The organism is Oceanobacillus sp. Castelsardo, from assembly GCF_001659985.1.
GTDB lineage: Bacteria > Bacillota > Bacilli > Bacillales > Amphibacillaceae > Oceanobacillus.
Genome location: NZ_LYCS01000003.1, coordinates 86975 through 112736 on the forward strand (window position 1 = coordinate 86975; position 25762 = coordinate 112736).

The 25762-nt window shown below is 38.0% G+C and carries 18 protein-coding genes; 1 reads left to right on the forward strand and 17 read right to left on the reverse strand.

Features of this window, described 5'->3' with window-relative positions; genetic code table 11:
• Positions 1-82: 82 nt before the first annotated feature.
• The 14 genes from A9178_RS07205 to speE form a co-directional block, all read right to left on the reverse strand.
• On the reverse strand, positions 83-1690 hold the full coding sequence (locus A9178_RS07205) for a CTP synthase (RefSeq protein WP_068673832.1): 1608 nt from the start codon (positions 1688-1690) through the stop codon (positions 83-85).
• Positions 1691-2377: 687 nt separating this feature from the next.
• Positions 2378-2935, reverse strand: a complete 558-nt coding sequence (gene rpoE / locus A9178_RS07210; RefSeq protein ID WP_068673834.1) for a DNA-directed RNA polymerase subunit delta — start codon at positions 2933-2935, stop codon at positions 2378-2380.
• 314 nt (positions 2936-3249) lie between these two features.
• A complete protein-coding gene (gene icmF / locus A9178_RS07215; RefSeq protein ID WP_156520724.1) occupies positions 3250-6555 on the reverse strand; it encodes a fused isobutyryl-CoA mutase/GTPase IcmF in 3306 nt (1101 codons plus the stop codon).
• Positions 6556-7027: 472 nt separating this feature from the next.
• Entirely contained in the window at positions 7028-7639 is a 612-nt protein-coding gene (locus tag A9178_RS07220) for a TetR/AcrR family transcriptional regulator (protein ID WP_068673838.1), read from the reverse strand.
• Positions 7632-8573, reverse strand: a complete 942-nt coding sequence (meaB, locus tag A9178_RS07225; protein WP_068673840.1) for a methylmalonyl Co-A mutase-associated GTPase MeaB — start codon at positions 8571-8573, stop codon at positions 7632-7634. Before meaB ends, A9178_RS07220 begins: the two co-directional genes overlap by 8 nt.
• A gap of 215 nt (positions 8574-8788) precedes the next feature.
• Positions 8789-9928 (reverse strand): acyl-CoA dehydrogenase, encoded by a 1140-nt coding sequence (locus A9178_RS07230; RefSeq protein ID WP_068673842.1) that lies wholly within the window; start codon positions 9926-9928, stop codon positions 8789-8791.
• 72 nt (positions 9929-10000) lie between these two features.
• Entirely contained in the window at positions 10001-11131 is a 1131-nt protein-coding gene (locus A9178_RS07235; protein WP_068673845.1) for an acyl-CoA dehydrogenase, read from the reverse strand.
• A gap of 26 nt (positions 11132-11157) precedes the next feature.
• Positions 11158-12009, reverse strand: a complete 852-nt coding sequence (locus tag A9178_RS07240; RefSeq protein WP_068673847.1) for a 3-hydroxybutyryl-CoA dehydrogenase — start codon at positions 12007-12009, stop codon at positions 11158-11160.
• 226 nt (positions 12010-12235) lie between these two features.
• Positions 12236-13417 carry an acetyl-CoA C-acetyltransferase gene (locus A9178_RS07245; RefSeq protein ID WP_068673849.1) on the reverse strand — a complete coding sequence of 394 codons (1182 nt, stop codon included), beginning with the start codon at positions 13415-13417 and terminating at the stop codon, positions 12236-12238.
• A 342-nt stretch (positions 13418-13759) separates the two neighbouring features.
• Positions 13760-15868, reverse strand: a complete 2109-nt coding sequence (locus A9178_RS07250; protein ID WP_068673851.1) for a heterodisulfide reductase-related iron-sulfur binding cluster — start codon at positions 15866-15868, stop codon at positions 13760-13762.
• Between the two features lie 243 nt (positions 15869-16111).
• A complete protein-coding gene (gene argS, locus A9178_RS07255) occupies positions 16112-17782 on the reverse strand; it encodes an arginine--tRNA ligase (protein ID WP_068673853.1) in 1671 nt (556 codons plus the stop codon).
• Complete coding sequence (locus tag A9178_RS07260; RefSeq protein WP_068673855.1) at positions 17779-18219, reverse strand: YwiB family protein; 441 nt, start codon at positions 18217-18219, stop codon at positions 17779-17781. Before A9178_RS07260 ends, argS begins: the two co-directional genes overlap by 4 nt.
• Positions 18220-18698: 479 nt before the next feature.
• Positions 18699-19571: an agmatinase gene (gene speB / locus A9178_RS07265; RefSeq protein WP_068673857.1), complete on the reverse strand. Its 873-nt coding sequence runs from the start codon at positions 19569-19571 to the stop codon at positions 18699-18701.
• Between the two features lie 13 nt (positions 19572-19584).
• Entirely contained in the window at positions 19585-20412 is an 828-nt protein-coding gene (gene speE, locus A9178_RS07270) for a spermidine synthase (protein ID WP_068673859.1), read from the reverse strand.
• A 563-nt stretch (positions 20413-20975) separates the two neighbouring features.
• Between speE and A9178_RS07275 the strand changes: the two genes are divergently transcribed.
• On the forward strand, positions 20976-23018 hold the full coding sequence (locus A9178_RS07275) for a transglycosylase domain-containing protein (RefSeq protein WP_068673861.1): 2043 nt from the start codon (positions 20976-20978) through the stop codon (positions 23016-23018).
• Positions 23019-23180: 162 nt separating this feature from the next.
• On the opposite strand, the gene A9178_RS07280 is transcribed toward A9178_RS07275, so the two are convergent.
• From A9178_RS07280 to A9178_RS07290, 3 genes are all read right to left on the reverse strand, one after another.
• Positions 23181-23690, reverse strand: coding sequence for a YwhD family protein (locus A9178_RS07280; protein WP_068673863.1), 510 nt, complete (start codon positions 23688-23690; stop codon positions 23181-23183).
• A gap of 185 nt (positions 23691-23875) precedes the next feature.
• Entirely contained in the window at positions 23876-24373 is a 498-nt protein-coding gene (locus A9178_RS07285; RefSeq protein WP_068673865.1) for a YwgA family protein, read from the reverse strand.
• Positions 24363-25682: an HD domain-containing protein gene (locus A9178_RS07290; protein ID WP_068673867.1), complete on the reverse strand. Its 1320-nt coding sequence runs from the start codon at positions 25680-25682 to the stop codon at positions 24363-24365. The genes A9178_RS07285 and A9178_RS07290 overlap by 11 nt, the downstream gene beginning before the upstream one ends.
• Positions 25683-25762 lie beyond the last annotated feature (80 nt).

Below are 25762 nucleotides of genomic sequence, written 5' to 3' on the forward strand. Positions count from 1 at the left end.
GAGATTTTCCTGCTTTATTTTAAAAATAATGTCGTTAACAAAAAACCCTGAACATTTTTTGTTCAGGGCTTAGAATAATCTTTTACTTTTCCTTTTGTTCAACAGATGCACCAACAAAGCCTTTAAATAAGCTTTGAGCTCTTGTTGGACGTGAAGTAAATTCAGGATGGAATTGACATGCAACAAACCATGGATGGTCTTTTATTTCGATTGTTTCAACTAATCTTCCATCTGGGCTTGTACCAGAGAATACAAAGCCTGCTTCTTCCATTTGTTCACGATAATCATTATTAAACTCATAACGGTGGCGATGGCGTTCTTCCACTATATCAGCACCATCATATGCTGCTTTTGTTTTCGTTCCATCGACTAATTTGCATGGATAAGCACCTAAACGAAGTGTACCACCTAGATTTTCCACACCTTTTTGTTCTGGTAAAAGGTCAATAATTGGGTATGGAGTTTGTGGATCAATTTCCGCTGAATGTGCACCTTCTAATCCTAGAACATTACGTGCAAATTCTACAGATGCTAATTGCATTCCAAGACAAATTCCGAAAAACGGGATATTGTTTTCACGGGCAAAACGAATGGCAGAAATTTTACCTTCAATTCCACGATCACCAAATCCACCAGGAACTAAAATTCCGTCTACATGTTTCAATTCTTCTTTAATACCATCTTCTGTTAATCTTTCTGAATTAATCCAATGTACTTTAATGTCTGCATCGTACACATAACCAGCATGTTTTAATGATTCAACTACAGAAATATAGGCATCTTGAAGTTCCACATATTTACCTACTAAACCAATATTAACAGTCTTAGATAGATTTCTTACTTTAGAGACAAGTGCTTTCCACTCCTCCATATTTGCCGGATCACAATCCAAGCCAAAATGATCACATGTTAATTGGTCTAATTTTTGTTCTTGTAATGTAAGAGGAACTTGATATAGTGTATCCGCATCAGGCATTTCAATAACTGCCTCTTCATCAATATCACAAAATAGGGAGATTTTTTCTTTCATTTCTTTGCTAATTTGTTCTTCTGTTCGTAGTACGACAACGTTAGGTTGGATACCTAAAGAACGTAACTCTTTTACACTATGCTGAGTTGGCTTTGTCTTAAGTTCTCCAGCCGCTTTGATGTAAGGAACAAGTGTACAATGGATATACATTACACTGTTTCTGCCTACTTCATTTTTAATTTGGCGAATAGCTTCTAAGAATGGTAAAGACTCAATATCACCAACCGTACCACCAATTTCTGTAATAACAACGTCTGCTTTTGTTGCTTCTCCAGCACGGAATACTTGGTCTTTAATTTCATTTGTTATATGAGGGATAACTTGAACGGTACCACCTAGATAGTCTCCACGTCTTTCTTTTCGAATCACACTAGAATAGACTTTCCCTGTTGTTATGTTGCTATATTTATTTAAGTTAATATCAATAAAACGTTCGTAATGACCTAAATCTAAATCTGTTTCTGCTCCATCTTCTGTTACGAAAACTTCCCCATGTTGATATGGACTCATCGTACCAGGATCTACGTTAATATATGGGTCAAATTTTTGAATGGTTACTTTTAATCCTCTGTTTTTTAATAAACGTCCCAGTGAAGCGGCTGTTATGCCCTTTCCTAGTGAAGATACAACCCCACCTGTTACAAATATATACTTCGTCAAAATTCATCCCTCTTTCTTAGGTTGTTCGCTTAAACCTATTTTGTGCTAATAAAATAATAAAATGAGTTCTAATGGAAAAAATCTGCAATAATCATAATAGCTTCCCCGCTATTACGGTGAAACACGGAAAGCTAAAATGATTGATACAGATTCCAAAAATAATAAATAAAAAATAAAAAGCGCCTCCCTTAAATTCAGAAGGGAGACGCTATGTTTCTGTCAAATAGAGCCCAAGTAAGATTGTACTCACTTGTTCAAAAAAAGTCAATAATTGTTTTTTAAGGTTGTTCAAAAAGTCCGGTAAAAATGACACTTCGTTACAGGGGACCTTCGACTAAGTTCCGTCACGTCCTGTGACGAACGTCGAAGTCACCACATCCTGTGGAAGCTCGTTGGCTTGCCTTTACGCTCCTCATGTACCCTTAATGTACATTCCGCTCCTTGGAAAAGAAGAACACTTCTCCTACGTGCGATGCGGAATCAAAGAAGCTTTCCTTATGCTCAAGGCTGCGCCGCCTCGAAATTCCGACGCACAGGACGTGCTAGTGTCGGCGTTGCAAAAGGACGTTGCGACTTTAGCCGACTCGGTCTTTTTTATCCTCCTTTTTGAACACGACTTTAAAAAAATTATTCCTTTTTTTAAACTTTTCTACACTTTAAAAATGTTACTATATTCGAGCTTAGTGATTATTTTTCTTCTTCGTCTTCGTCATCAAGTTCTTCTTCGTCGAATTCCTCATCTATCTCTTCTTCATCTTCATCAAAGTCATCGAATTCGTCTAAGTCAGGATCTAATTCTTCGTCTTCGTCTAGTTCCTCCTCATCATCTTCTATATCTTCTTCATCGAATTCTTCATCAATGTCTTCATCTTCAAGAAGATCTTCTTCTTCATCGAAGTCCTCTTCTTCTTCCATTTCCTCTTCTTTACGTTTTTTCTTCGTTGCTTTTTTCTTTTTCTTCTTAGGAGTATGTACTTCTTCGTCTGCTTGTTCGATTGGGTACCAACGTTTTAACCCCCACATATTGGATCCTAAAGTTGTGAATCGTCCATCTACATTTAAATCTGTATAAAATTGCGCTATTTTTTCTTGTTTTTCAGCTTCAGAAAAGCCTTTTACTTCTGCAACCCTGTCAAAAATTTCTTTGAAGTGTAGCGCTTTTTTCTCTTCTTTCAGGATAACACTTGCCAATTCTAACATTGACATATTTTCAATTTGTTCCGGGCTATAATCTTTTAAGCTCACGGTAAGCACTCCTTTTTACTTATATAATGATGGCTTTAAGGCCTGTTAGTGTGTGTTCAAAAAGGAGGATAAACCGGACTTTTTGAACAACCTCTTTTAGAAATAATCATTATGATGACTATATTTAACTATAATGTAATATTCTTTTCAAGAGTCATACCAAACATTATAAACAATCTTGTATGGTTTATGCCCTATTTTAACATAAAAAAGTTGAGAAAATAACTCTTCTCAACTTTTTAGGAATCGAGTTTTATTAGGTACTCTACCTTTTATCCGCAACCCGAATACACTTCGAGATAACATTAGGTTCCCTACATATTCCTTCTATACTGTCCACCGACTTCGTATAGTGCTTGGGTGATTTGGCCGAGGCTGGCTACTTTTACGGTTTCCATAAGTTCTTCAAAAATATTTCCACCAGAGGCTGCTACTTCTTTTAGTCGTTTTAATGCTTCTGGTGTTTTTTCTTGATGTTTTTCTTGGAATTTTTTCAATTCGATAATCTGATGTTCCTTTTCTTCTTGGGTCGCGCGCGCAAGCTCCATGGAATCAATATCCTCATCTGATGTTGGATTCGGATTTAGATATGTGTTCACACCAATAATTGGCAGTTCACCAGAGTGTTTTTTACTCTCATAGTAAAGGGATTCTTCTTGGATTTTTCCGCGTTGGTATTGACGTTCCATTGCACCTAGTACTCCACCACGATCATTCATTCGCTCAAATTCTTGTAAAACCGCTTCTTCTACTAAATCCGTCAGTTCCTCAACAATGAAAGAACCTTGAAGTGGATTTTCATTTTTCGTATAACCAAATTCCCTATTAATAATCATTTGAATGGCCATGGCGCGACGAACGGATTCCTCTGTTGGTGTTGTAATTGCCTCATCATATGCATTTGTATGCAAGGAGTTTGTATTGTCCTGTATTGCAAGCAAAGCCTGTAAAGTAGTACGAATATCATTAAAGTCAATTTCTTGAGCATGTAGGGAACGGCCAGAAGTTTGAATATGATATTTTAATTTTTGACTTCGTTCATTTGCTCCGTATTTGTCTCGCATGACAATGGACCAAATTCTTCTAGCTACTCTTCCAATAACCGTATATTCCGGGTCTAGCCCATTGGAGAAAAAGAAGGATAAATTTGGTGCAAATTTATTAATATCCATTCCTCTACTTAAATAATATTCTACATACGTGAAGCCATTCGCTAGTGTAAATGCCAATTGTGTAATAGGATTGGCGCCCGCCTCTGCAATATGATAACCAGAAATCGAAACAGAGTAATAATTACGTACATTCTTATCGATGAAATATTGTTGAATATCTCCCATCATTCGAAGCGCAAATTCAGTAGAGAAGATACATGTATTTTGTCCTTGGTCTTCTTTCAAAATATCTGCTTGAACCGTACCACGAACAACCGATATTGTGTCTGCTTTAATTTTTTCAAATTCTTCCTTACTTGGCTTGCGACCTTGTTCCTCTTTAAACTTATCCACCTGTTGATCAATCGCTGTATTAAAGTACATTGCCAAAATGATTGGTGCTGGGCCATTAATTGTCATCGATACAGAAGTTAATGGGTCCGTCAAATCAAAGCCGGCATACAGTTTTTTCATATCCTCTAATGAGCAAACATTCACACCACTTTCTCCAACTTTCCCATAAATATCCGGACGATAAGCTGGGTCTTCCCCGTACAACGTCACGGAGTCAAATGCAGTCGATAATCGTTTGGCATCATCATTTTTAGACAGATAATGGAATCTTCGGTTTGTTCTTTCCGGTGTTCCTTCGCCTGCAAATTGTCTTGTAGGATCTTCGCCTTCTCGTTTGAATGGGAACACCCCAGCAGTGAATGGGAATGCGCCAGGTACATTTTCCTTTAGCATCCACATTAATCGCTCTCCCCAATCTTGGTATTTTGGGAAAGCAACTTTAGGGATTTTAAGACCAGATAGAGATTCTGTCGTGATATCCATTTCAATTTCTTTATTACGAACTTGGAAAGTCATTTTATCTCCACTATATCTTTCTTTTAATACTTCCCATGAATCTAAAAGCCTTTTCGCTGTTGGGTTTAATTGTTCTTCATAATGATCCAATGTATGTTTTAAATTCGCTAAAACATCCTCCTGGTTCAGGGTCTTAACTTCTGTCGTTGCTGCCGTTTCTTGCCACATTTCATTTGCTGCTTCTTGTTCAATAGTCTTGATTGCTCCATCTAATTGATATAACTTGCGTGCTATATCGCTTTGCTTTTCTGCATTTTCGTGATATTTACGAACATAATCCGCAATCTCACGTAAATAGTGACGACGGTCATTGGTTATAATACGATTATGTTTCTCAGCAATTCGATTTCTATCAAAATCAACAGACACATTCCATTCATAACGTTCATTTAGCGTATCGATGATGGAAGCAAATAATGCATTCGTTCCTTCATCATTAAACTGACTAGCGATCGTACCAAAAACAGGGAATTGCTCCTTATCTTGTTTAAATAACATCCGACTACGTTCATATTGTTTACGAACTTGATTTAAAGCGTCCTCAGAACCCTTTTGTTCAAATTTATTAATCACGATGAAATCCGCAAAATCAATCATATCAATTTTCTCTAACTGAGTCGGTGCTCCATATTCTGATGTCATGACATACATGGATAGGTCAGTAATGTCTGTTATAGCAGCATCTCCCTGACCAATTCCACTCGTTTCCACAATAATGAAATCAAATCCAGAAGCTCGAACGACATCAATGACATCTTGAATTGCTTTGGATAATTCCGTTCTTGAATCCCTTGTTGCTAAGGAACGCATATAAACGCGGTCACTAAATATAGCATTCATACGGATTCGGTCTCCAAGTAAAGCCCCACCGGTTTTCCTTTTCGTCGGATCAATGGAAATAATCGCTATTTTCTTATTTAGAACTTCATTCATAAATCGTCGGATTAATTCATCTGTTAAGGAACTTTTTCCCGCTCCACCAGTACCAGTTATTCCAAGAACAGGTGTGTTTGGTCTTGCCTTTTCTTTTAGTGTTTTTATGACACGCTGCTTTTCTTCTGGATCTGTTTCTTCCGATTCCACAAATGTAATAAATTTAGCCATTGCATTTCGATCACCTTGAAGAAGTTTCTCCATGTCTTTCTCTATATTTATTGGCGGAATGAAATCACATAGTTCGATCATTTTGTTAATCATTCCCTGAAGTCCGTACTTTCGGCCATCTTCAGGCGAGAAAATCCAAGATACCCCATAGTTATGCAATTCTTTAATTTCTTTTGGGATAATTACCCCTCCGCCACCACCAAACACTTTAATATGGCTAGCACCCAATTCTTTTAATAAATCAATCATATATTTAAAGTATTCTACGTGTCCGCCTTGGTAAGATGATATCGCAATACCTTGAACATCCTCTTGAATTGCAGCGTGAACGACTTCTTCTACAGAACGATTATGGCCTAGATGAACGACTTCTGCACCACTAGCTTGAATAATTCGTCTCATGATGTTAATGGATGCATCATGCCCATCAAACAAACTTGACGCAGTTACAAAACGAACAGGATTTTTCGGACGATATACTTCTACTTGTTCCACCATATTTCCTCCTTTAAGTTTATATTTTGAATAATGATTATTCCACTAGCTCAGAATAAATAATTGTCCTTGTTATGCACATAATCTTACTGGAGGTAAGTGCTGTTGATTTCCGCTCCAATCAACTATCATAAGAGAGCATAACTGTGTAAGCAGTAAAGAGGTTTATGACGTTGCAAAGCACCATCTAGCGGAGGAAATACACAGAGACTCCTTGAAAATGCCTCCGCATTTTCTGCGTGCGATGTATCGCTGACGTAGCATTCCTTGTCCTGCGGGAATAGTGACTAAGTGAGACCTCTTAGTGCTCAGCTCGAGGAGGCTCACGGGGCACCCGCGGCAAGGTAGACACTGCGAGTGCTTTTTGAGCAGATGTCGCCCCTGTACTGGAAGTGAAAGCGCAGTGTATTTCCGTAGCGGTAGACATAGCACCATACATAATTCTGAGTAAAAGGGATACTCATATTTTGATTTACTTTTCAACTGCCCTTAACATCGTGTTGATCTGCAAATGAATATACTCCTCTAATGAAAATTGCTTTTGCAAAATCCATCTCCTAAAGCCCCACATATGACCTTGAACAAAAATATTATTTGCCAAAATGATTGCTTCTTGTTTCGTGACTTGTTTAGGAATACAATTCAGAATTACTTTTTCCAGTATATCCACCATATACCGTTCTTTTTGCAATATATAACTTCTTGTTTCTTGCTTTAAAGACTTTGCTTCCTGATATAAAATTAAAATTTCCTCTTGTAAGTCATCCATTAAATAAAAATAGGATTCAATCACTTTCACTAAACTCTCACGGGAAGGCTTCTCTAATTCAAAGGCAGTCTCTATTCTTTCTCGAACTTGGTCATATATCGCATCACAAGTCAGATATAAAATATCTTCTTTCGTTCGAATGTATTCATAAAGTGTTCCAATACTAAAACCAGACGCTTTTGCAATTTCTCTCGTTGTTGTCCGGTGAAAGCCCTTCTCTTTAAATAGAGTAATAGCACCTTTTATCATTTGGTCCCGACGTTTTTTAATAAGCTGCTGGTCCTTGACGTTTGATACCACTTTATTTTTATTCAACCTTTTCGGCCTCCTTCCACTTCACTAATAAATCTTTCGCAAGTTGGTACGGATCATTAGTTGAGTCCATTGCTGGAAGGCTGTCATTATCATGCTCGATAAAGGTTTTCACCTCCCGCCAAATTTCTTCGCGAATTAACTCATACACTTCCAATTCGAATTGAGCATTCCGTTTTCGTTTTCCTTCTTGTGTCGAATATAAATAATCATGATGTTCCTTCATTTTCTCCCACAGTTCATCTATACCTTCATTTTGAGTCGTTATCGTTTTAACAATCGCCACCATATGTTCTTCTGTCGCAGTCATCATAACAAGTTCCCTTAACAACCGCTTCAACTTTCTTACACCATCTAAGTCCGCTTTGTTTATAACAAATAGGTCGGCAATTTCCATAATTCCAGCTTTAAAGATTTGTAAAACGTCTCCACTATTAGGAGTTAAAACAACAGCCGTCGTATCTACTATTTTCATAATGTCTAATTCTGATTGACCTACCCCAACTGTTTCCACAATAACAACATCAAAACCAAACGCATCACATATTCGAACGGCATCTTTAGTTGCCCGTGCAAGCCCACCTAAGCTACCACGTGTAGCCATACTTCTTATGTACACACCATCATCGGTAAAATGTTCATTCATTCGAACCCGATCTCCTAGTAATGCCCCCCCACTAAACGGACTCGTTGGGTCAACCGCAATAACAGCTACCGTTTTTCCCTCGCTTCTAATTTGCGAGATTAACCGATTCACAAGAGAACTTTTCCCAGCACCAGGAGAGCCTGTTAATCCTACATATAATGCTTGTTTTTGTAAGGAAAAGACATCACTAAGAAGTTCCAATTTATCTGGATGGTCGTTTTCTACCATGGTGATTGCTCTTGCTAATGCACGCACTTCCTTGTTTTTTATCCGTTCTACTATTTCATGCATTGTTTACTTCCTTTCAAATTACATCTTTTTAGCTCGTATGTTTTTTTATTAGTAAATAGAAACTAGCATGGCAGCAAAAACATTCCGGCATCTACAATGAATGTGATCTTATGATCTTGTTTCCCCTGCATTCGGGTCCCATCTACTCTATGAGTGGCGGTATGATTTGGATTTTCCATCATTCCGGCACTCATCTCATCCAATCACTTATTCTTTTACTTCGTTACCATTCTTCCAATAACCAATCGTTGAATTTCATTGGTCCCTTCATAAATTTGCGTGATTTTCGCATCACGCATATAGCGCTCAACAGGATAATCTTTCGTATAACCATACCCACCAAATATTTGCACCGCTTCCACTGTTGCTTTCATTGCGGTATCTCCAGCAAATAGTTTCGACATGGCAGATGCTTTCCCATATGGAAGTCCTTCTGATTCAAGCCAAGCTGCTTGATAGGTTAATAGTCTTGCCGCTTCTATTTCGGTAGCCATATCTGCTAGTTTAAAAGAGATTCCTTGATTTGCTGCAATTGGTTTGCCAAACTGTTCACGTTCTTTTGCATAATTTACCGCTGCATCAAGAGCACCTTGCGCAATGCCAAGTGCTTGTGCAGCAATCCCATTTCTTCCACCGTCAAGCGTCGTCATGGCAATTTTAAATCCTTCCCCCTCTGCACCTAACATGTTCTCTTTCGGTATACGGCAGTTTTCAAAAATAAGCTCTGTTGTAGGGGAGGAACGAATACCTAGTTTCTTTTCTTTCTTTCCAAAGGAGAATCCCTCTGTTCCTTTTTCCACAATAAATGCACTAATCCCCTTATGTTTTGCATCTGCATCTGTTTTCGCAAAAACAATATATAAATCTGCTACCCCACCATTGGTAATCCATACTTTACTTCCGTTAAGAATATAATCGTCCCCGTCCTTTTTCGCTGTCGTCTTCATCGCAGCCACGTCACTTCCAGCTCCTGGCTCAGATAATGCATACGCTCCTAATGCTTCACCTGTTGCTAGACGGGTTAGGAAGTTTTTCTTTTGTTCTTCATTTCCATATTTAAATATTGGCCAACTTGCTAAGGAAAGGTGTGCAGATAATGTAACTCCTGTTGATGCACAAACTCGTGATAATTCTTCCACTGCGATGACATAACTCACATAATCGGCTCCAATTCCACCATATTCTTCTGGCCAAGGAATTCCTGTTAATCCTAGTTCAGCCATTTTATCGAATATGCTTCGATCAAAACGTTCTTCTTCATCCCGTTCTGCTGCTGTAGGTTCTACCTCGTTTTCTGCAAAATCTCGGACCATTTTTCTTAACATTTGTTGTTCTTCGGTTAATTGGAAATTCATTTATATCCCCCTCAATTTATACTACAAATCCGCAGTCAGAATACACTTCGCTTTCCGCGGGTTATATATGATTTATTTTCCTAATAATTGATTCGCTATCACTAGATGTTGGATTTCGTTTGTTCCTTCATAGATTTGGGTTACTTTTGCATCGCGGAAATATCGTTCTATGGGGAAATCTTTTGTATATCCGTTTCCACCAAAGATTTGCACCGCCTCGATTGCTGTTTTCATCGCTGTATTGGAAGCATACATTTTTGCCATGGATGCCTCTTTTACGCAATTTTGACCTCGTTCTACTAGAGATGCTGCATGGTAGACTAATAGTTTTGCTGCTTCTATTTCTGTTGCCATATCTGCTAATTTAAAAGATATACCTTGGTTTCGTGCAATGGCTTTGCCAAATTGTTCCCTTTCTTCTGCATAGTAAATCGCATGTTGTAACGCCCCTTCAGCAAGCCCAAGTGATTGTGCGCCAATTCCAATTCGTCCTACATTCAAATTAGACAATGCAATTTTAAATCCTTCTCCTAATTTGCCTAAAAGTTGTTTTTTCGGAACAATACAATTGTCAAAACTTATTTGTACCGTATTAGAACCGTGGAGCCCCATTTTCTTTTCTTTTTTCCCAATATGTAGTCCTTTTGCGTCTTTTTCCACAATAAATGCGCTAATTTCATCCTTCGCGGTTCTAGCAAAAGTAATATACGTATCTGCTTCTCCACCATTCGTTATAAAGATTTTGGATCCATTTAACACGTAATGATCACCATTATCTTTTGCGGTTGTTTTTAAATTTTTTGCATCTGAACCAGAACCTGACTCAGTTAATGCAAATGCCCCTAAATATTCTCCTGAAGCTAGTTTAGGAATGTAATGCTTTTTTTGTTCTTCTGTGCCAAAATAAAGAATCGGATTGGTGCCAACGGATGAATGAACAGATAATATAACTCCTAACACAGAACTAACTTTAGATAATTCGTTAATGGCAATGATATAAGAAGTAAAATCCATCCCACTTCCACCATAATCTTCTGGTATCGAAATTCCCATTAAACCGAGTTCTCCCATTTTTTCAACTATTTCAATTGGAAAACGATCCTCTGTTTCCATTCTTTCAATCTCTTTAGCTACTTCTTTCTCCGCAAAATCACGAACCATCTTACGCATCATTTCTTGTTCTTCCGTAAAGCGTAGCTCCATACAAATAGCCCCCTACCTGAGTTGCATTAACTATATTCGTAAAACCCTCTGCCAGATTTCTTACCGAGCCAACCCGCCTTTACGTATTTCCTTAATAATGGACATGGGCGATATTTACTGTCGCCTAATCCTTCATGAAGAACTTCCATAATGGATAAGCATGTATCTAATCCAATGAAATCCGCTAATTGCAACGGTCCCATCGGATGGTTCATACCTAACTTCATTACGGTATCTACATCTTCTGGTGAGGCAACCCCTTCATAAACGGTAAAAATAGCCTCATTAATCATTGGTAATAAAATCCGATTCGAAACAAAACCAGGGAAATCATTCACTTCGACCGATGTCTTATTTAATTGTTTCGAAGCATGAGCAATAGCTTCATACGTTTCATCACTCGTCGCAAGCCCTCTAATGATTTCCACTAATTTCATAACTGGAACCGGATTCATAAAATGCATCCCAATTACCTTTTCCGGACGATTGGTTACCGCAGCAATTTCCGTAATTGGAAGGGAAGACGTATTAGATGCTAATATGGCATGTTCTGGAGCAATTTGATCTAATTCCTTAAACACTTTCATCTTCACTTCCATCTTCTCTACAATTGCCTCAACAACCAAGTCACAGTCACTAGCATCTTTTAAACTTCCAGAAGTAGACAAACGACTTAATGCATCTGCTTTCCTTTCTTCCGTAATCTTTCCTTTTGAAACGTCTTTACTTAGAACCTTTTCAATAAAACGAATTCCCTTTTGTAATGCCTCTTCATTTAAATCATTTAAGACAACTTCATAGCCAGATTGGGCAAATACTTGAGCAATACCCGATCCCATTTGCCCCGCACCAACTACCATTACTTTTTTAATGCTCATTTTTTGCCTCCTAATTTTGTTTTATTTCCTACCACACAATTAATCCCACTCGCTATCGATTGCTGATTTAATGATTGGTAGTGCTGATATAAACACGTCATTGCTGATATACCCCTTGCTAGTGCTGATATAAACGCAGCATTGCTGATATATCCCTCGGTAGTGCTGATATATCCCTCAGTTGTACTGATATACACTCCAATAGTGCCTTTTAATAGAATAATTGTTATGGCACTTCGATTAAAATCGCATCCCCTTGACCACCACCACTACAAATTGCAGCGATTCCTAGTCCACCGCCACGACGTTTTAATTCGTGAATTAACGTAAGGATAATACGTGCGCCACTTGCTCCAATTGGATGTCCTAGTGCAACCGCACCACCATTTACGTTTAGCTTATCAGGAATAACATTTGCTATTTGTCCACTCGCTAATGCTACAGCTGCAAACGCTTCATTAATTTCAAATAAATCGATATCCTCAATCGAGTGTCCGGTCTTTTCTAACAGCTTGTTAATAACAAGTCCCGGTGTTTGTGGAAAATCCTTTGCTTCTACAGCTACTTCTGCATGACCTACAATAGTAGCTAAAGGAGTTTTTCCTAATGCATCAGCTTTCTCATCTGACATTAAAACAAATGCACCTGCACCATCATTGATTCCCGGTGCATTTCCAGCAGTGATTGTTCCATCTTTATTAAAAGCGGGGCGTAAGTTTGCAAGTCTTTCAACCGTTGTATCTTTTCTAGGAGCTTCATCGGTATCTACTAAAATCGGGTCCCCTTTACGTTGCGGAATTTCAACAGCAACGATTTCTTCTTTAAATTTTCCAGATTCTATCGCTTCGATTGCTTTCATATGACTTCGGTATGCCCATTCATCTTGAGCCTCTCTTGTTAAATTAAATTCTTCAGCTGTTGAATTCCCATAAGTACCCATGTGAACACCTGTAAAAGAGCAGGATAATCCATCATGAATCATTAGGTCTTTTACTTTGCTATCTCCCATTCTACTTCCCCATCTTGCATCTGGCATGAAGTATGGTGCATTGGACATACTTTCCATCCCACCTGCAACAATAACTTCTTCGTCACCTAAGCGAATGAGTTGGTCTGCCAATGTTACGGCTCTTAGTCCCGAGGCGCAGACTTTATTAATGGTTTCAGTCTTTACATCCCACGGCATGCCTGCTTCTCTTGCCGCTTGGCGAGATGGGATTTGCCCTTGTCCGCCTTGGAGTACGGTTCCGATGATCACTTCGTCTACTTCTGATCCATCTATTTCAGCTCGGTTTAATGCTTCCTTGATTGCTTTACCTCCTAGTTGAGACGCGGTTAAGTTTTTTAGGGATCCTCCAAATTTTCCAAAAGGTGTTCTTGCTCCAGAAACGATTACGGTTTTAGTCACTTAAAACTCCCCTTTTTTATATAAATTTAAGTCGACTGAGCATTCGGTCAGTTTTCAGAAGTCATTATTCGCTCATGATTTCAGTATTCGTGAGTAGATATCAGCTTTCACGTTTGATTTATCAGTACTCATGCGCGGATATCAGCTTTCACGCTTGATTTATCAGTATTTATCCCAAACTAAATTTATTTTACAAAGTTCCAAATTGGGCTTCAGAAAACTTGGCATCGCCAACACTAGAATGTATCATTCGCTGGAAAGGCCTAGGTGAGCTCCCTAGAGAAGTTCACACAGGGGAGCTCACCAGCCAATCAGATTTTCATTATTTTCTAGATACTTAACTTAGGAAACTAATTCTTTTTCCTCTACTAATACCGATAAAGCTAAGATCTCAGCTACGTCCATGGTGCTGATGTCTTCTTCTACTTCTTTGGCTTTCGTCCCGTCGCTTAGCATCGTTAGGCAGAATGGGCATGCGGATGAAATCATGGATGGGTTAACGGCTAGTGCTTGTTCTGTTCGTGCGACGTTGATACGGTTCCCTGTTGTATCTTCTGCCCACATCAAGCCACCACCGGCACCGCAACACATTCCATTTTCACGACTACGATCCATTTCAACTAACTCAAGCCCAGGAATAGATTGCAAGATTTCCCTTGGCGGGTCGTAAACTCCGTTATATCTTCCTAGATAACAAGAGTCATGATACGTTAAGCGTTCATTAATCTCACGTTTTGGTGCTAGTTTTCCAGATTTCACAAGGTCATATAATAATTGCGTATGGTGATACACCTCTGCTTCATAGCCAAAATCAGGGTATTCATTTTTGAAAATATTATATGCGTGTGGATCGATGGTAACAATCTTCTTCACGTTATGTTTTTCAAATGTCTTAATATTTTTCTCGGCAATTTCTTGGAATAAAAATTCATTCCCGATACGACGGGCTGTATCTCCAGAGTTTGCTTCTTGGTTACCAAGAATGGCAAAGCTAATTCCCGCTTTGTTCATCAATTTGGCAAATGCGATAGCAATCTTCTGACTACGGCTATCGTAAGCTCCCATAGAACTCACCCAGAATAAATATTCGAATTCTTTTCCTTCCTTTTTCAATTCTTTGACAGTCGGTACATAAATAGATTCATCTTCATCACGCCATTTAATACGGTCTTTTTTCGATAATCCCCATGGGTTTCCTTGGCGTTCGATATTCATTACCGCACGTTGTACATCGGAATCCATTTTCCCTTCCGTCATTACTAGGTAACGGCGCATATCCATAATTGTTCCAACATGTTCATTGGTTACTGGACAAGCATCCTCACAGTTACGGCAAGTTGTACATGCACTAAGCTCAGCCTCTGTAATAACATCCCCAATGAGACTTACTTCTTGAATCGTTGCAGCTGCTTCTCCACCAGCGCTTGCTTGATTACCGGATGTATTGGAAAACGCGTAGGCAGGTACCCAAGCTGATTTACCAGTAACTGCGGCCCCTTTTTCAGTTAAATGGTCTCGGAGCTTAACCATAATATCCATCGGGGAAAGCATTTTACCAGTACCCGCTGCTGGACATACGTCTGTACAACGTCCACATTCCACACAAGCATAGAAATCCAACATTTGAAATTGCTGGAAATCCTCTACTTTCCCAACACCAAAGGATATTTCCTCTTCACTTTCCGCAGATTCTTCGTCGATATCGAAATCTATCTTTTCCAATTTACCCGGTACTTTCTTACTTAAGAAAACATTAATTGGTGCTGCAAGTAAGTGCGCGTGTTTGGATTGTGGTACATAGATTAGGAAAGATAATAGTGTGATTGTATGTATCCACCATGCGACATAAAAAAGTACTGTAGCTGCTCCTGGGGATAAGAATCCAAAGATCATTGCAATGACACTTGCAACAGGTTCTGTCCAACCCGCTTCCGCCCCATGCCAGATCATCGCCATTCCATTCCCGAATAAAACAGAAAGCATTAAGGTTCCAATAAAAATAAGTACAAGTCCCGCTTTAAATCCTCTTTTTAAACGCACAATCTTCTCAATGTAGCGACGGTAGAATGCCCAAATAACTGCAACAAGAATCATTAATGTTACAAGTTCTTGGAAAAAGACAAACCCCGGATAGAACATGCCAAATGGCAAATGATTGCCTGGTGATAGACCCTTTACAAACATATCAATCGCGCCAAATTGGACAAGGATAAATCCATAGAACATCATGACGTGAATCGCTCCAGATTTTTTATCCTTCAGTAATTTGGACTGACCAAAAACAATGGTTCCAACACGTTTTAAACGCATCTTTACCTCGCCATCAAACTCAGATTTCTTACCCAGTTTGATGTACGCTAATCTCGTAGTTACAACTTTTGCAAATAGGTAAAGCGCATAGATGGTAACTACTAAAAAGGCAATCCAATTGATGATTAGGAATGTATCCATTTCTTCCTCTCCTTTTTATCCAACTAATGTTAACGATTTCATTTATCTGAAAAGTCTAGAAGCTATAATGTTATACCTATCATATATGATGAGTGAGCGTTCAGTCAAACTAAAATTATAAAATTTTAAGTTTTTAGTTTTTTGAACGCCCTAAAAAACACTACCTCCTTTTCATAAATAAGAAATAGTGTTTTCTAGTGTATCTATATGTTTTAGTTTTTCAATTTATGATAGATTAGTACCTTACATCTTCTCTGGGGCAGAAACTCCAATCAAGTTTAATCCATTCGCTAACGTAGTTCGTACAGCCTTCATTAAAGCAATACGAGCGTTGGTTTGTTCTTTGTTATCTTGATCCAACACTTTCTCTGCATTGTAAAAGCTATGCAATAAGGTAGCTAAATCAAATACAAATTGTGTCACCTTATGTGGTAATTGTTTTTCGGCTGCTTCTGCTACAACTTGAGGGAATTCCCCAAGTTTCTTCAATAAATCTACTTCTTTTTCAGAAGTTAGTAAGCTTGCATCATACGTTGATTCTGTGTCGAATCCTTTGTTTTTCGCTTGTTCTAACATCGTACAAATTCTAGCATGGGCATATTGAACATAATAGATTGGGTTGTCATTAGACTGGGAACGCGCAAGGTCCATATCGAAATCTAATTGAGAATCATTGGAACGAGTCACGAAGAAATAACGCGCGGCATCTACCCCAACATCTTCCATTAAGTCACGTAATGCTACCGCCCTACCTGTTCGTTTACTCATCCGAACCTTTTCTCCGCCTTCAAAGAGGTTCACCATTTGAATAATCTTCACATGGAATTTATCGGATGGATAACCTAGAGCTTGAATTGCTGCTCGCATTCTTGGTACATAACCGTGATGGTCGGCACCCCATACGTTAATAAGTTGATCAAAGCCTCTATCTAATTTATTTTTATGATAAGCGATATCTGGTGTTAAATAGGTGTAACTTCCATCTTTTTTCACCAATACACGGTCTTTATCGTCACCAAAATCGGTTGACTTAAACCATGTTGCATCTTCTTTTTCATAAATGTAGCTACCTTCATCTAATTTTTTCAGTGCATCCGTAATCTGATTATCTTGATAAAGGGATCTTTCAGAGAACCAATGATCAAATTCTACACGGAATGCTTTCAAATCATTTTTAATATTTTCAAGTGAGGACTGTAAACCAAATTCTTTAAAGTATGCAATCCGTTCTTCTTGAGCTTGGTTCGCCCATTTGTCGCCATCTTGTGCAACAAGTTTCTTAGCAATTTCGATAATGGCTTGGCCATGGTAACCATCTTCTGGCATTTCAACATCTTTACCTAATTGTTGTAAATAACGTGCTTCAACAGAATAGGCCAGATTGTCAATTTGATTACCGGCATCATTAATATAGTATTCTCGCTGAACCTCATATCCTGCGGCATCTAAAACATTACATAGTACATCACCATATGCAGCGCCACGGGCATGTCCTAAGTGAAGGTCACCAGTCGGGTTAACGGAAACAAATTCCACTTGAACCTTTTCGCCTTTTCCAGCATCTGTTTTTCCGTAAGCTTCGCCAGCTTCTAAAATCGTCGGGATAATGTCGCCTAAAAAGTCATTTTTCATGAAAAAATTAATGAATCCCGGCCCAGCAACTTCCACCTTTTCAATAGATGCTTTCGATTGGTCCAGATGTTGAATAATGTCATCTGCAATTTGACGAGGTGCTTTTTTCGCAATTCTAGCTAGTTGCATCGCGATATTTGCTGCAAAGTCGCCATGTGCTTTATCTTTCGGTTTTTCTAATACAATGTCAGGAAGTTCTTCTTTCGTTGCTAAATCGGCATTAATTACCGCATTTGCTATTTCCTGCCTTAATGTATCTTCTGTTTGTTCCAATACATTCATTGGGAATCCTCCTCATTAAAACTAAGTATTAATTCATGTTTCCGTTCATCGGGTTGCCCATTTAATTTTACTGTATAAGAAAGAATGAGTTGTCCCTCGGCTTCGTCTTTTAATTTATACGCAATTTTTTTTGTGAATGTTTCCATATGTATTGCCCCATGTGGATGTTTATATACATTTTCGGTACGGTGGTTAATATCAAACTTTTGATTCATCGATACCGGGCCAGTGCGTTTAATGTTGACGGAGCCTTCTTGGATGGTAATAAAGTTTTTTACTTTCATTTCTTCATCCATTATCTCGTCAAAGGTAAGGACGTCCATTTTTCCTTTTCTATAAAATTTTCCATTGCTTATGATTTCACTTTGTTCTTTAGAACCTTGATCATCAATGGTTGTTTGAAGTTTAACTTGTACATTTTTTTGAACCGAACTCATAGTATCGTCCTTTTTATTTTTAGTAATCTTAGCATTCGTCATTCCTTTGGGCGAGTGCCTTGATGCACTTAAGTAAATTTGGGCTGGGACAAAATGTTTTTATCAAATTAAATACGAACATGATTCGTGCGAATAACTCGCTCCGGAAATATACTTCGCTTTCCGCGGGCGGCTGTTGAGCCTACTCCGGTCTATCGCCCTTCGTAGTCTCACCTAGGCCTTTCCTCCCGCAGGACAAGGAACACTACGTCAGCGATACATCGCACGCAGAAAATGCGGATGCATTTTCAAGGAGTCTTCGTATATTTCCTACGCTAAATTAGTGTATTGTCCGCCTTTAAAGTTAAATACTTTAATTATGTCCTAGATCTAATATACAAAATCATATAATGCCTATTATAGCTATAATAGGCATGTTTTTTCAATATATGTGTTGTGTACTCTTCGGTTATTTTTCGATATAGGTACTCAATCCGGAATTACTTCACCCAACCAAGCAAAATCTCTCTAATAAACTTACTTGCTGCAATTGCCGTTTTTTCAGAGTGATCGTAGGCTGGTGCAACTTCTACGAGATCGGCTCCAATGACATTGATTTTGGAATCAGCGATTAGTTGGATGACTTCTAATAATTCGTTGGAGGTAATTCCACCTGCTTCTGCGGTTCCAGTTCCCGGGGCATATGCAGGGTCAAGGACATCTATATCAATTGTGACATACACGTTTCTACCAACTAATGTTGGCAGTATTTTGCGTAGTGGTTCCGCTACATGAAATTTGGACAGATGCATACCACTTTCTTTCGCATATTGAAACTCTTCACGCATACCGGAACGAATGCCGAATGAATAAACATTTTCAGGCCCAATTAATTCGCAAATCTTTCTTACTGGCGTGGAGTGGGACAACGATTCTCCTTCATATTCCTCTCTTAAATCAGCATGGGCATCAATATGAATAAATGCCATATCTGGATATTTCTGATACATCGATTGAATAATAGGCCATGTCACAAGATGCTCTCCTCCAAGCCCAATTGGAAACTTCTCCAATTGTAATAACTGATCGATATAGTCGCGAATCATGTTAAGACTTCGTTCTGCATTTCCAAAAGGTAAAGGAATATCTCCCGCATCGAAAAAATCAATTTCTTCTAAATGCTTATCCATATAAGGACTATATTCTTCAAGACCTATTGATGCTTCCCTTATACGCCCTGGGCCAAACCTGGAACCCGGACGAAAGCTAACGGTCCAGTCCATTGGCATCCCATAAATGACAGCTTTCGCCTTTTCAAAGTCTGAACCCGACATGATAAAAACTTTACCCGAATATGCCTCATCAAATCTCATTTCGCTTCTCCCCTTATTTCGTCAAATCTTTCACAAATTTAGGCAATACGAAAGAGGCAAAATGGATTTCTGGAGTATAGTATTTGGTCTCCATGTCAAAGAAACGCTCTTCTTTCACTTTTAATGGATCATGTATTTTACTCCCCATCGTAAATGTCCAAAGACCACTTGGATACGTTGGGATATTCGCCGTATACAAACGTGTTACAGGAAAAATTTCTTTCACATCTTGAAAAGCCTGCTTAATTAAGTCCGCCTTAAACCACGGATTATCGGTTTGTGCAACAAAAATACCGTCATCTTTTAATGCCTTTGAAATTCCTGCATAGAAACCTTTCGTAAAAAGATTAACGGCAGGTCCAACTGGTTCTGTTGAATCAACCATGATGACATCAAATGCTTTCACACTATTCGCGATATACATAAAGCCGTCCTCTACTTTTACCTCTACACGCTCATTATTAAAACCATTCGCAATCGTTGGAAGGTATTTCTTAGAATACTCAATCACTTTTCCATCAATATCAACAAGTGTTACCTTCTCAACCGATTGATGCTTCAACACTTCCCGTATGACACCACCATCACCTCCACCAACAACAAGCACGTTTTTCGGATTTGGATGGGTAAACAACGGAACATGTGCAACCATTTCATGATAAACAAACTCGTCTTTCTCTGTTGTCATTACCATATCATCTAAAATGAGCATATTTCCCCATTCTTCCGTTTCAACCATTTGTAAATCTTGAAAATCTGTTCGTTCGGAAACGTAAGTCTGTTTTATTTTAGCTGTAATTCCAAAATTATCTGTTTGCTTTTCCGTGAACCAAATACTCATCGTTTGTCCATCTCCTAATGTAGCAATTTATTTATCTAATAACAGTTTTAAAATCGTTTTCTAAACAAATCGATTATAGAGAAATTCTCGAAAAAAACAAGCATTTTTTTAAAGAAAACAAAATTATTTCTACGGGATTGGGATGGTCTTAAAGGATGATGGAAGATGATACTGATAAATTCTTCTGTATGCCGATATCCGCGATCGAGTGCTGATATATCTTCTTCTATGCTGATATCACACCATCGAGTGCTGATATATCTTCTTCTATGCTGATATCACACCATCGAATGCTGATATATCTCCTTGTATGCTGATATCCGCGATTGAGTGCTGATATATCTCCTTGTATGCTGATATCTGCAACCGAGTGCTGATATCACACGCTCTAATACTGATTTACCTTACTAAATTCCTTCATTCCATTTCTCTCTTCACCTAAAATTTAGTCCGCAGACCCTTTCCCCAAGCCGTTTGTTTTCGGATTGAATGTTTATTTGTATTTATCTTTTCCCATAATGGTAGTAATACACTCGTAAATCTTGAATGATGGGGTTTTTGTGATGAATAAACGCAGATTAAGGAAATACAGAATCATTTTTAAATTAATCACTACTTTAGTAGGTTTTGTAATACTTTCTATCATCGGAATCTATACGATTAGTTTTATACTAGGTCCACCACCACTTACGAATGAAGAAAATACGATTTATTATAGTGACTCCAATGAGATAATCGGTGAAGAACATGGTACGGAAAACCGTTATTGGATTGATTTAGAGGATATGTCTCCACATATTATTAATGCGACTTTAATTGTGGAAGATCAACATTTTAAAGAACATAATGGATTTGATTATAAGCGGATTATTGGTGCAATTATTCAAAATATAACCTCTGGATCATTAAAAGAAGGTGCAAGTACATTAACACAACAATTAGCAAGAAATCTCTACCTATCCCATGAAAAAACTTGGAATCGAAAAATAAAAGAGGCCTTTTATACGGTTCGTTTAGAAATGTATTATTCCAAAGGTGAAATTTTGGAAGGGTATTTGAATTCCATTTATTACGGGCATGGTGCTTATGGGATTGAAGCAGCAAGTAACTATTTTTTTGATAAATCATCAACAGACTTAGAAATTGCTGAGGCAGCGATGTTAGCAGGAATACCAAAAGGACCGACCTATTATTCTCCATTAAACGATAAGGAAAATGCTGATCAACGCCAAGAACAAATATTACAGTTAATGTTAACAAACGATATGATTTCAAATGATGATTATCAAAACGCCAAAGCTACCGTGCTTGTTTACTCTAAAAAGAAAAAAGAAAGTATGGATTCAATTGGCCCTTATTTTCAGGATGTCGTTTTGAAAGAGGCTTCGAAAATACTCGATCTTAATACTGAGGAAATTCGCTCTAGCGGATTCGAGATTTACACTACACTTGATAGGGAAATGCAAATTGGATTAGAGGAATCGGTTTCTGCCACAATAGATCAAGAAAGTAACATGCAAATTGGTGCATTGGCAATGGATCCAAACACCGGAGCAGTTAAAGCAATGGTAGGTGGACGTGATTATTCGGAAAGTCCATTTAATCGCGCAGTGGATGCAAGGAGAATGGCCGGTTCTACTTTCAAGCCATTTTTATACTATGCCGCTTTAGAAAATGGCTATACCGCAAGCACGATGTTAACGAGTAAGCCGACTACGTTCGAACTAGCAGATGGTGAAGTTTATCGCCCTAGTAACTTTAATGACTATTATGCCTATGAACCCATTTCCTTAGCCCAAGCTTTAGCGTTATCGGATAATATTTATGCTGTAAAAACCAATTTATATTTAACTCCTGAAAAACTCGTAAATACGGCGAGAAGATTTGGCTTAACTGGTGAACTTCCAGAGGTCCCATCCTTAGCCTTAGGATCCGCTTCTGTATCCTTACAAGAAATGGTGACAGGATACGGAATGATAGCAAATGGGGGTCACGAAATCAGCAGTTACACGATTAAAAGAATCGTAAACCGGGAAGGAAAAACAATTTACGAAAAGGATAACGAAATAGGAGAATTAGTCCTCAATCCAAAGCAAACCTTTATTCTTGCAGATTTGATGACCGGCATGTTCGATCAACAACTAGATGGCTATGCTTCTGTCACCGGTGCCCCAATTGCCAACCAATTATCACGCGTATATGCCGGAAAATCGGGGTCCACAAATTCAGACAGCTGGATGATAGGGTTTAGCCCGCAACTTGTAACTGGTGTTTGGGGTGGTTATGACGATAATCGCGTAATGGAAATGGTAGCAGAGTCAGGTTATCCGAAAAAGGTTTGGGCTTCTTTTATGGAAAAAGCCCATGAAGACTTACCAGAGAAAGCATTTGAAGCACCGAATGGAGTAGTTGGGGTAGCAATTGATCCACAAACAGGCGACCTTGCTACCCCATATTGTGAAGTCAGCCGTGTGATGTATTTTGAAAAAGGATCTGAACCAAAGCATTATTGTACAGATCATCTTCATAACAATCACAAATCTATTGAAGAAGATAATCAAGGAGGGCCTTTTAAAAGAATTTTTGATTCCCTTTTCGGCCAGTAAATCTTTTCGGCCTTCCTATCTGCTAAAAATAGATAAAAAGAAACCGACAACTATATAAGTGTCGGTTTCTTTTTGTCCTAGTAATACATGTTTGTCCATGTATCCATATTTTACAAATTTCTGTCACAAAGTACAATATGTTCACAAAATGTTCATATTTTCTTACTTTGATAACTCTTCTTTCAATTCATCAGATGATAGTTCCCACATTTCTTTATCAAAGTCTTCCAGGAAGTCTCTTAGAAGTTTTCTGGAGTGAGTATCCATGTTGTCTACAATGACTTTCCCCTTCAAAGACTGCTCCATATGTTTTATGTGCTCTGGCATGGATTTATAAGCTCTCTTATTTTCACGGTCAACACGAATTTCACAAGCCGTTACTCCACTATAGGTCTTTCCTTCTTCACTACGCTCTACATTGACCCAAACAATCCAGTATAACTTTCCATTTGGTACTTCCTCTTTTACGTGGGTCCATTTGACACGACGCTCAATTTTACTGCGTGCATGCATTGCGTCCATATCAACATATGCTTCATTTTCATTAGGGTCTACGATAACAGATGACATGTTTTCTAAACTTATCACTCCACCGCCGTAGCCACCATGACCGTCTGTTGAGTCATCTTTAATTATGGTAAAAGCATTTTTCTTACTTTTATCGTCACTCATAAAAAGAAATCCTCCTTTTTTGAACTCATACTATTATCCATTTTTACTAATTTTACCAGAGTTCATACTTTGTTTCACTTATTGCATACTATAATCGCTGTCAATATGTCCACAGTCCGAATACCCTTCGCTTTCCAAGGGAGGCAAAAAGAAAATCCAAACAGGATACAGTTCCTACTTGGATCTTAGTCTAGTTTTAGATCTTTCATAAATTGTATAGCTTCTTCTATTTCTTCTTCACTATAATTCTGTTTCGGTTTTACGGTATGGACTTTTGCAATCATTTCATCTAGTGTCAAATGATCAAAATAAAACATGGTAGCTACTAATTCAAGGAAGCGTGAACTTCTTTCTTTTAATTTCTCTACTTTTTCTTCGTAATGAGGCATGTCCAACCTAAATTGTTGTAAAAATTCTTTACCATCATCCGTAATCGTGTAATTATATTGATAATAATTACTTTTATCCTCTTTTACCTCATGAAGAAAACCTAAATTACAAAGTTCCTCCACACGTAAAGTTAATTCCTCCGAATAAGGGCCGTAAAAGTGAAAATTGTATTTTTCTTCAAATGGAATATTACATTTTTGTAAGATATAAATCATCTTTTGCAACTTTTTTCGTCCTGTTACATTTTCGACCACCGAAAAAAATTGCATTAACTTTGCATGATTATCTAACATCCTTTACCTCTCCTTGGCCATATAAAATTTCCATAATCTTATTTTTAAGTTCTTCATTTTCTATTGCATCCAAGCGGTCCTTTGGAAAATATAATTTATGATCCGTACGTTTTTTCCCTGAAATTGCTTCTACAATATCGGAATGTCTGGACAATTCCTTCAATGAGTTATTAGGCATGACTAAGTGAATAGGTAGACGTTCCCCTTCCTCACCAGGGCGATAAAAGTCATAAGGTAAATCAGATGAGGAGTCGACAACCAAATAATACTCTGGGTTTATGCCAACATTTTGAAATAATTGATAAAGTTCCATCCACTGTTTCATTTGTAAGTTTGGATTAAATTCCACGTACTTAAATAGCCTTCGATTCATGAACCGTTCACATAAATCCCGCAATATTTCATCTTGTTCTTCTTGCCATGCTTGAAAGTAAAAATAAACAATCGATTCATCTAATTTTAAATATTCCTCTAACTTTACATTCCCCTCAAAAAAGGAAATAAAGTGGGCCGGTTCTAATTTAAATGTGAATTCTTTAGATTCATGTAGTTCTTTTGCACGGTGTAAAATTTTAGACAGGATAACTTCTGCACTTCTTGTTACTGGATGGAAATATACTTGCCAATACATTTGGTATCTACTCATAATATAGTCTTCAACCGCATGCATCCCCGTGGATTTAATAACCACTTGATCCTCTATCGGTCGCATCACCCTTAAAATTCTTTCCATATCAAAATGCCCGTAGCTCACCCCTGTATAATAAGCATCACGTTGTAGATAATCCATTCGGTCCGCATCAATTTGACTGGAAATAAGACTTACAACTAACTTGTCCTCATATGTTTTTCCAATGACATCAGCTACCTTCTGAGAAAATCCTGGGCTTACTTTTTCCAAAATTTTATGGATGTTCGTGTCACCAATGATAATTTGTTGGGTAAAATATTCATGATCCAGCTTAAACACTTTTTCAAAGGAATGTGAAAATGGCCCATGCCCTAAATCATGTAATAAAGCAGCACACAAACAAAGCAACCGCTCTTCCTTATTCCAATGCGGTTGGTTCTCAAAGTTATTAATAATTCTTCTAACAATTTCATATACACCAAGAGAATGATTAAAGCGACTGTGTTCTGCCCCATGAAACGTCAAATTCGTTGTTCCAAGTTGCTTGATTCGACGCAGTCGCTGAAATTCTGGTGTTGCGATTAAATCCCATATTACTCGATCCCGAACATGAACATACCGATGTACAGGATCTTTAAATACCTTTTCTTCCGATAGTTGCTGATCCTTATATGCCATTTTCTCCATCCGTTTCTTTTCGACAATTTTAATATATATTATATAATACTTAGAGAGTTATAAAAAGGGTTAGGTGCAAA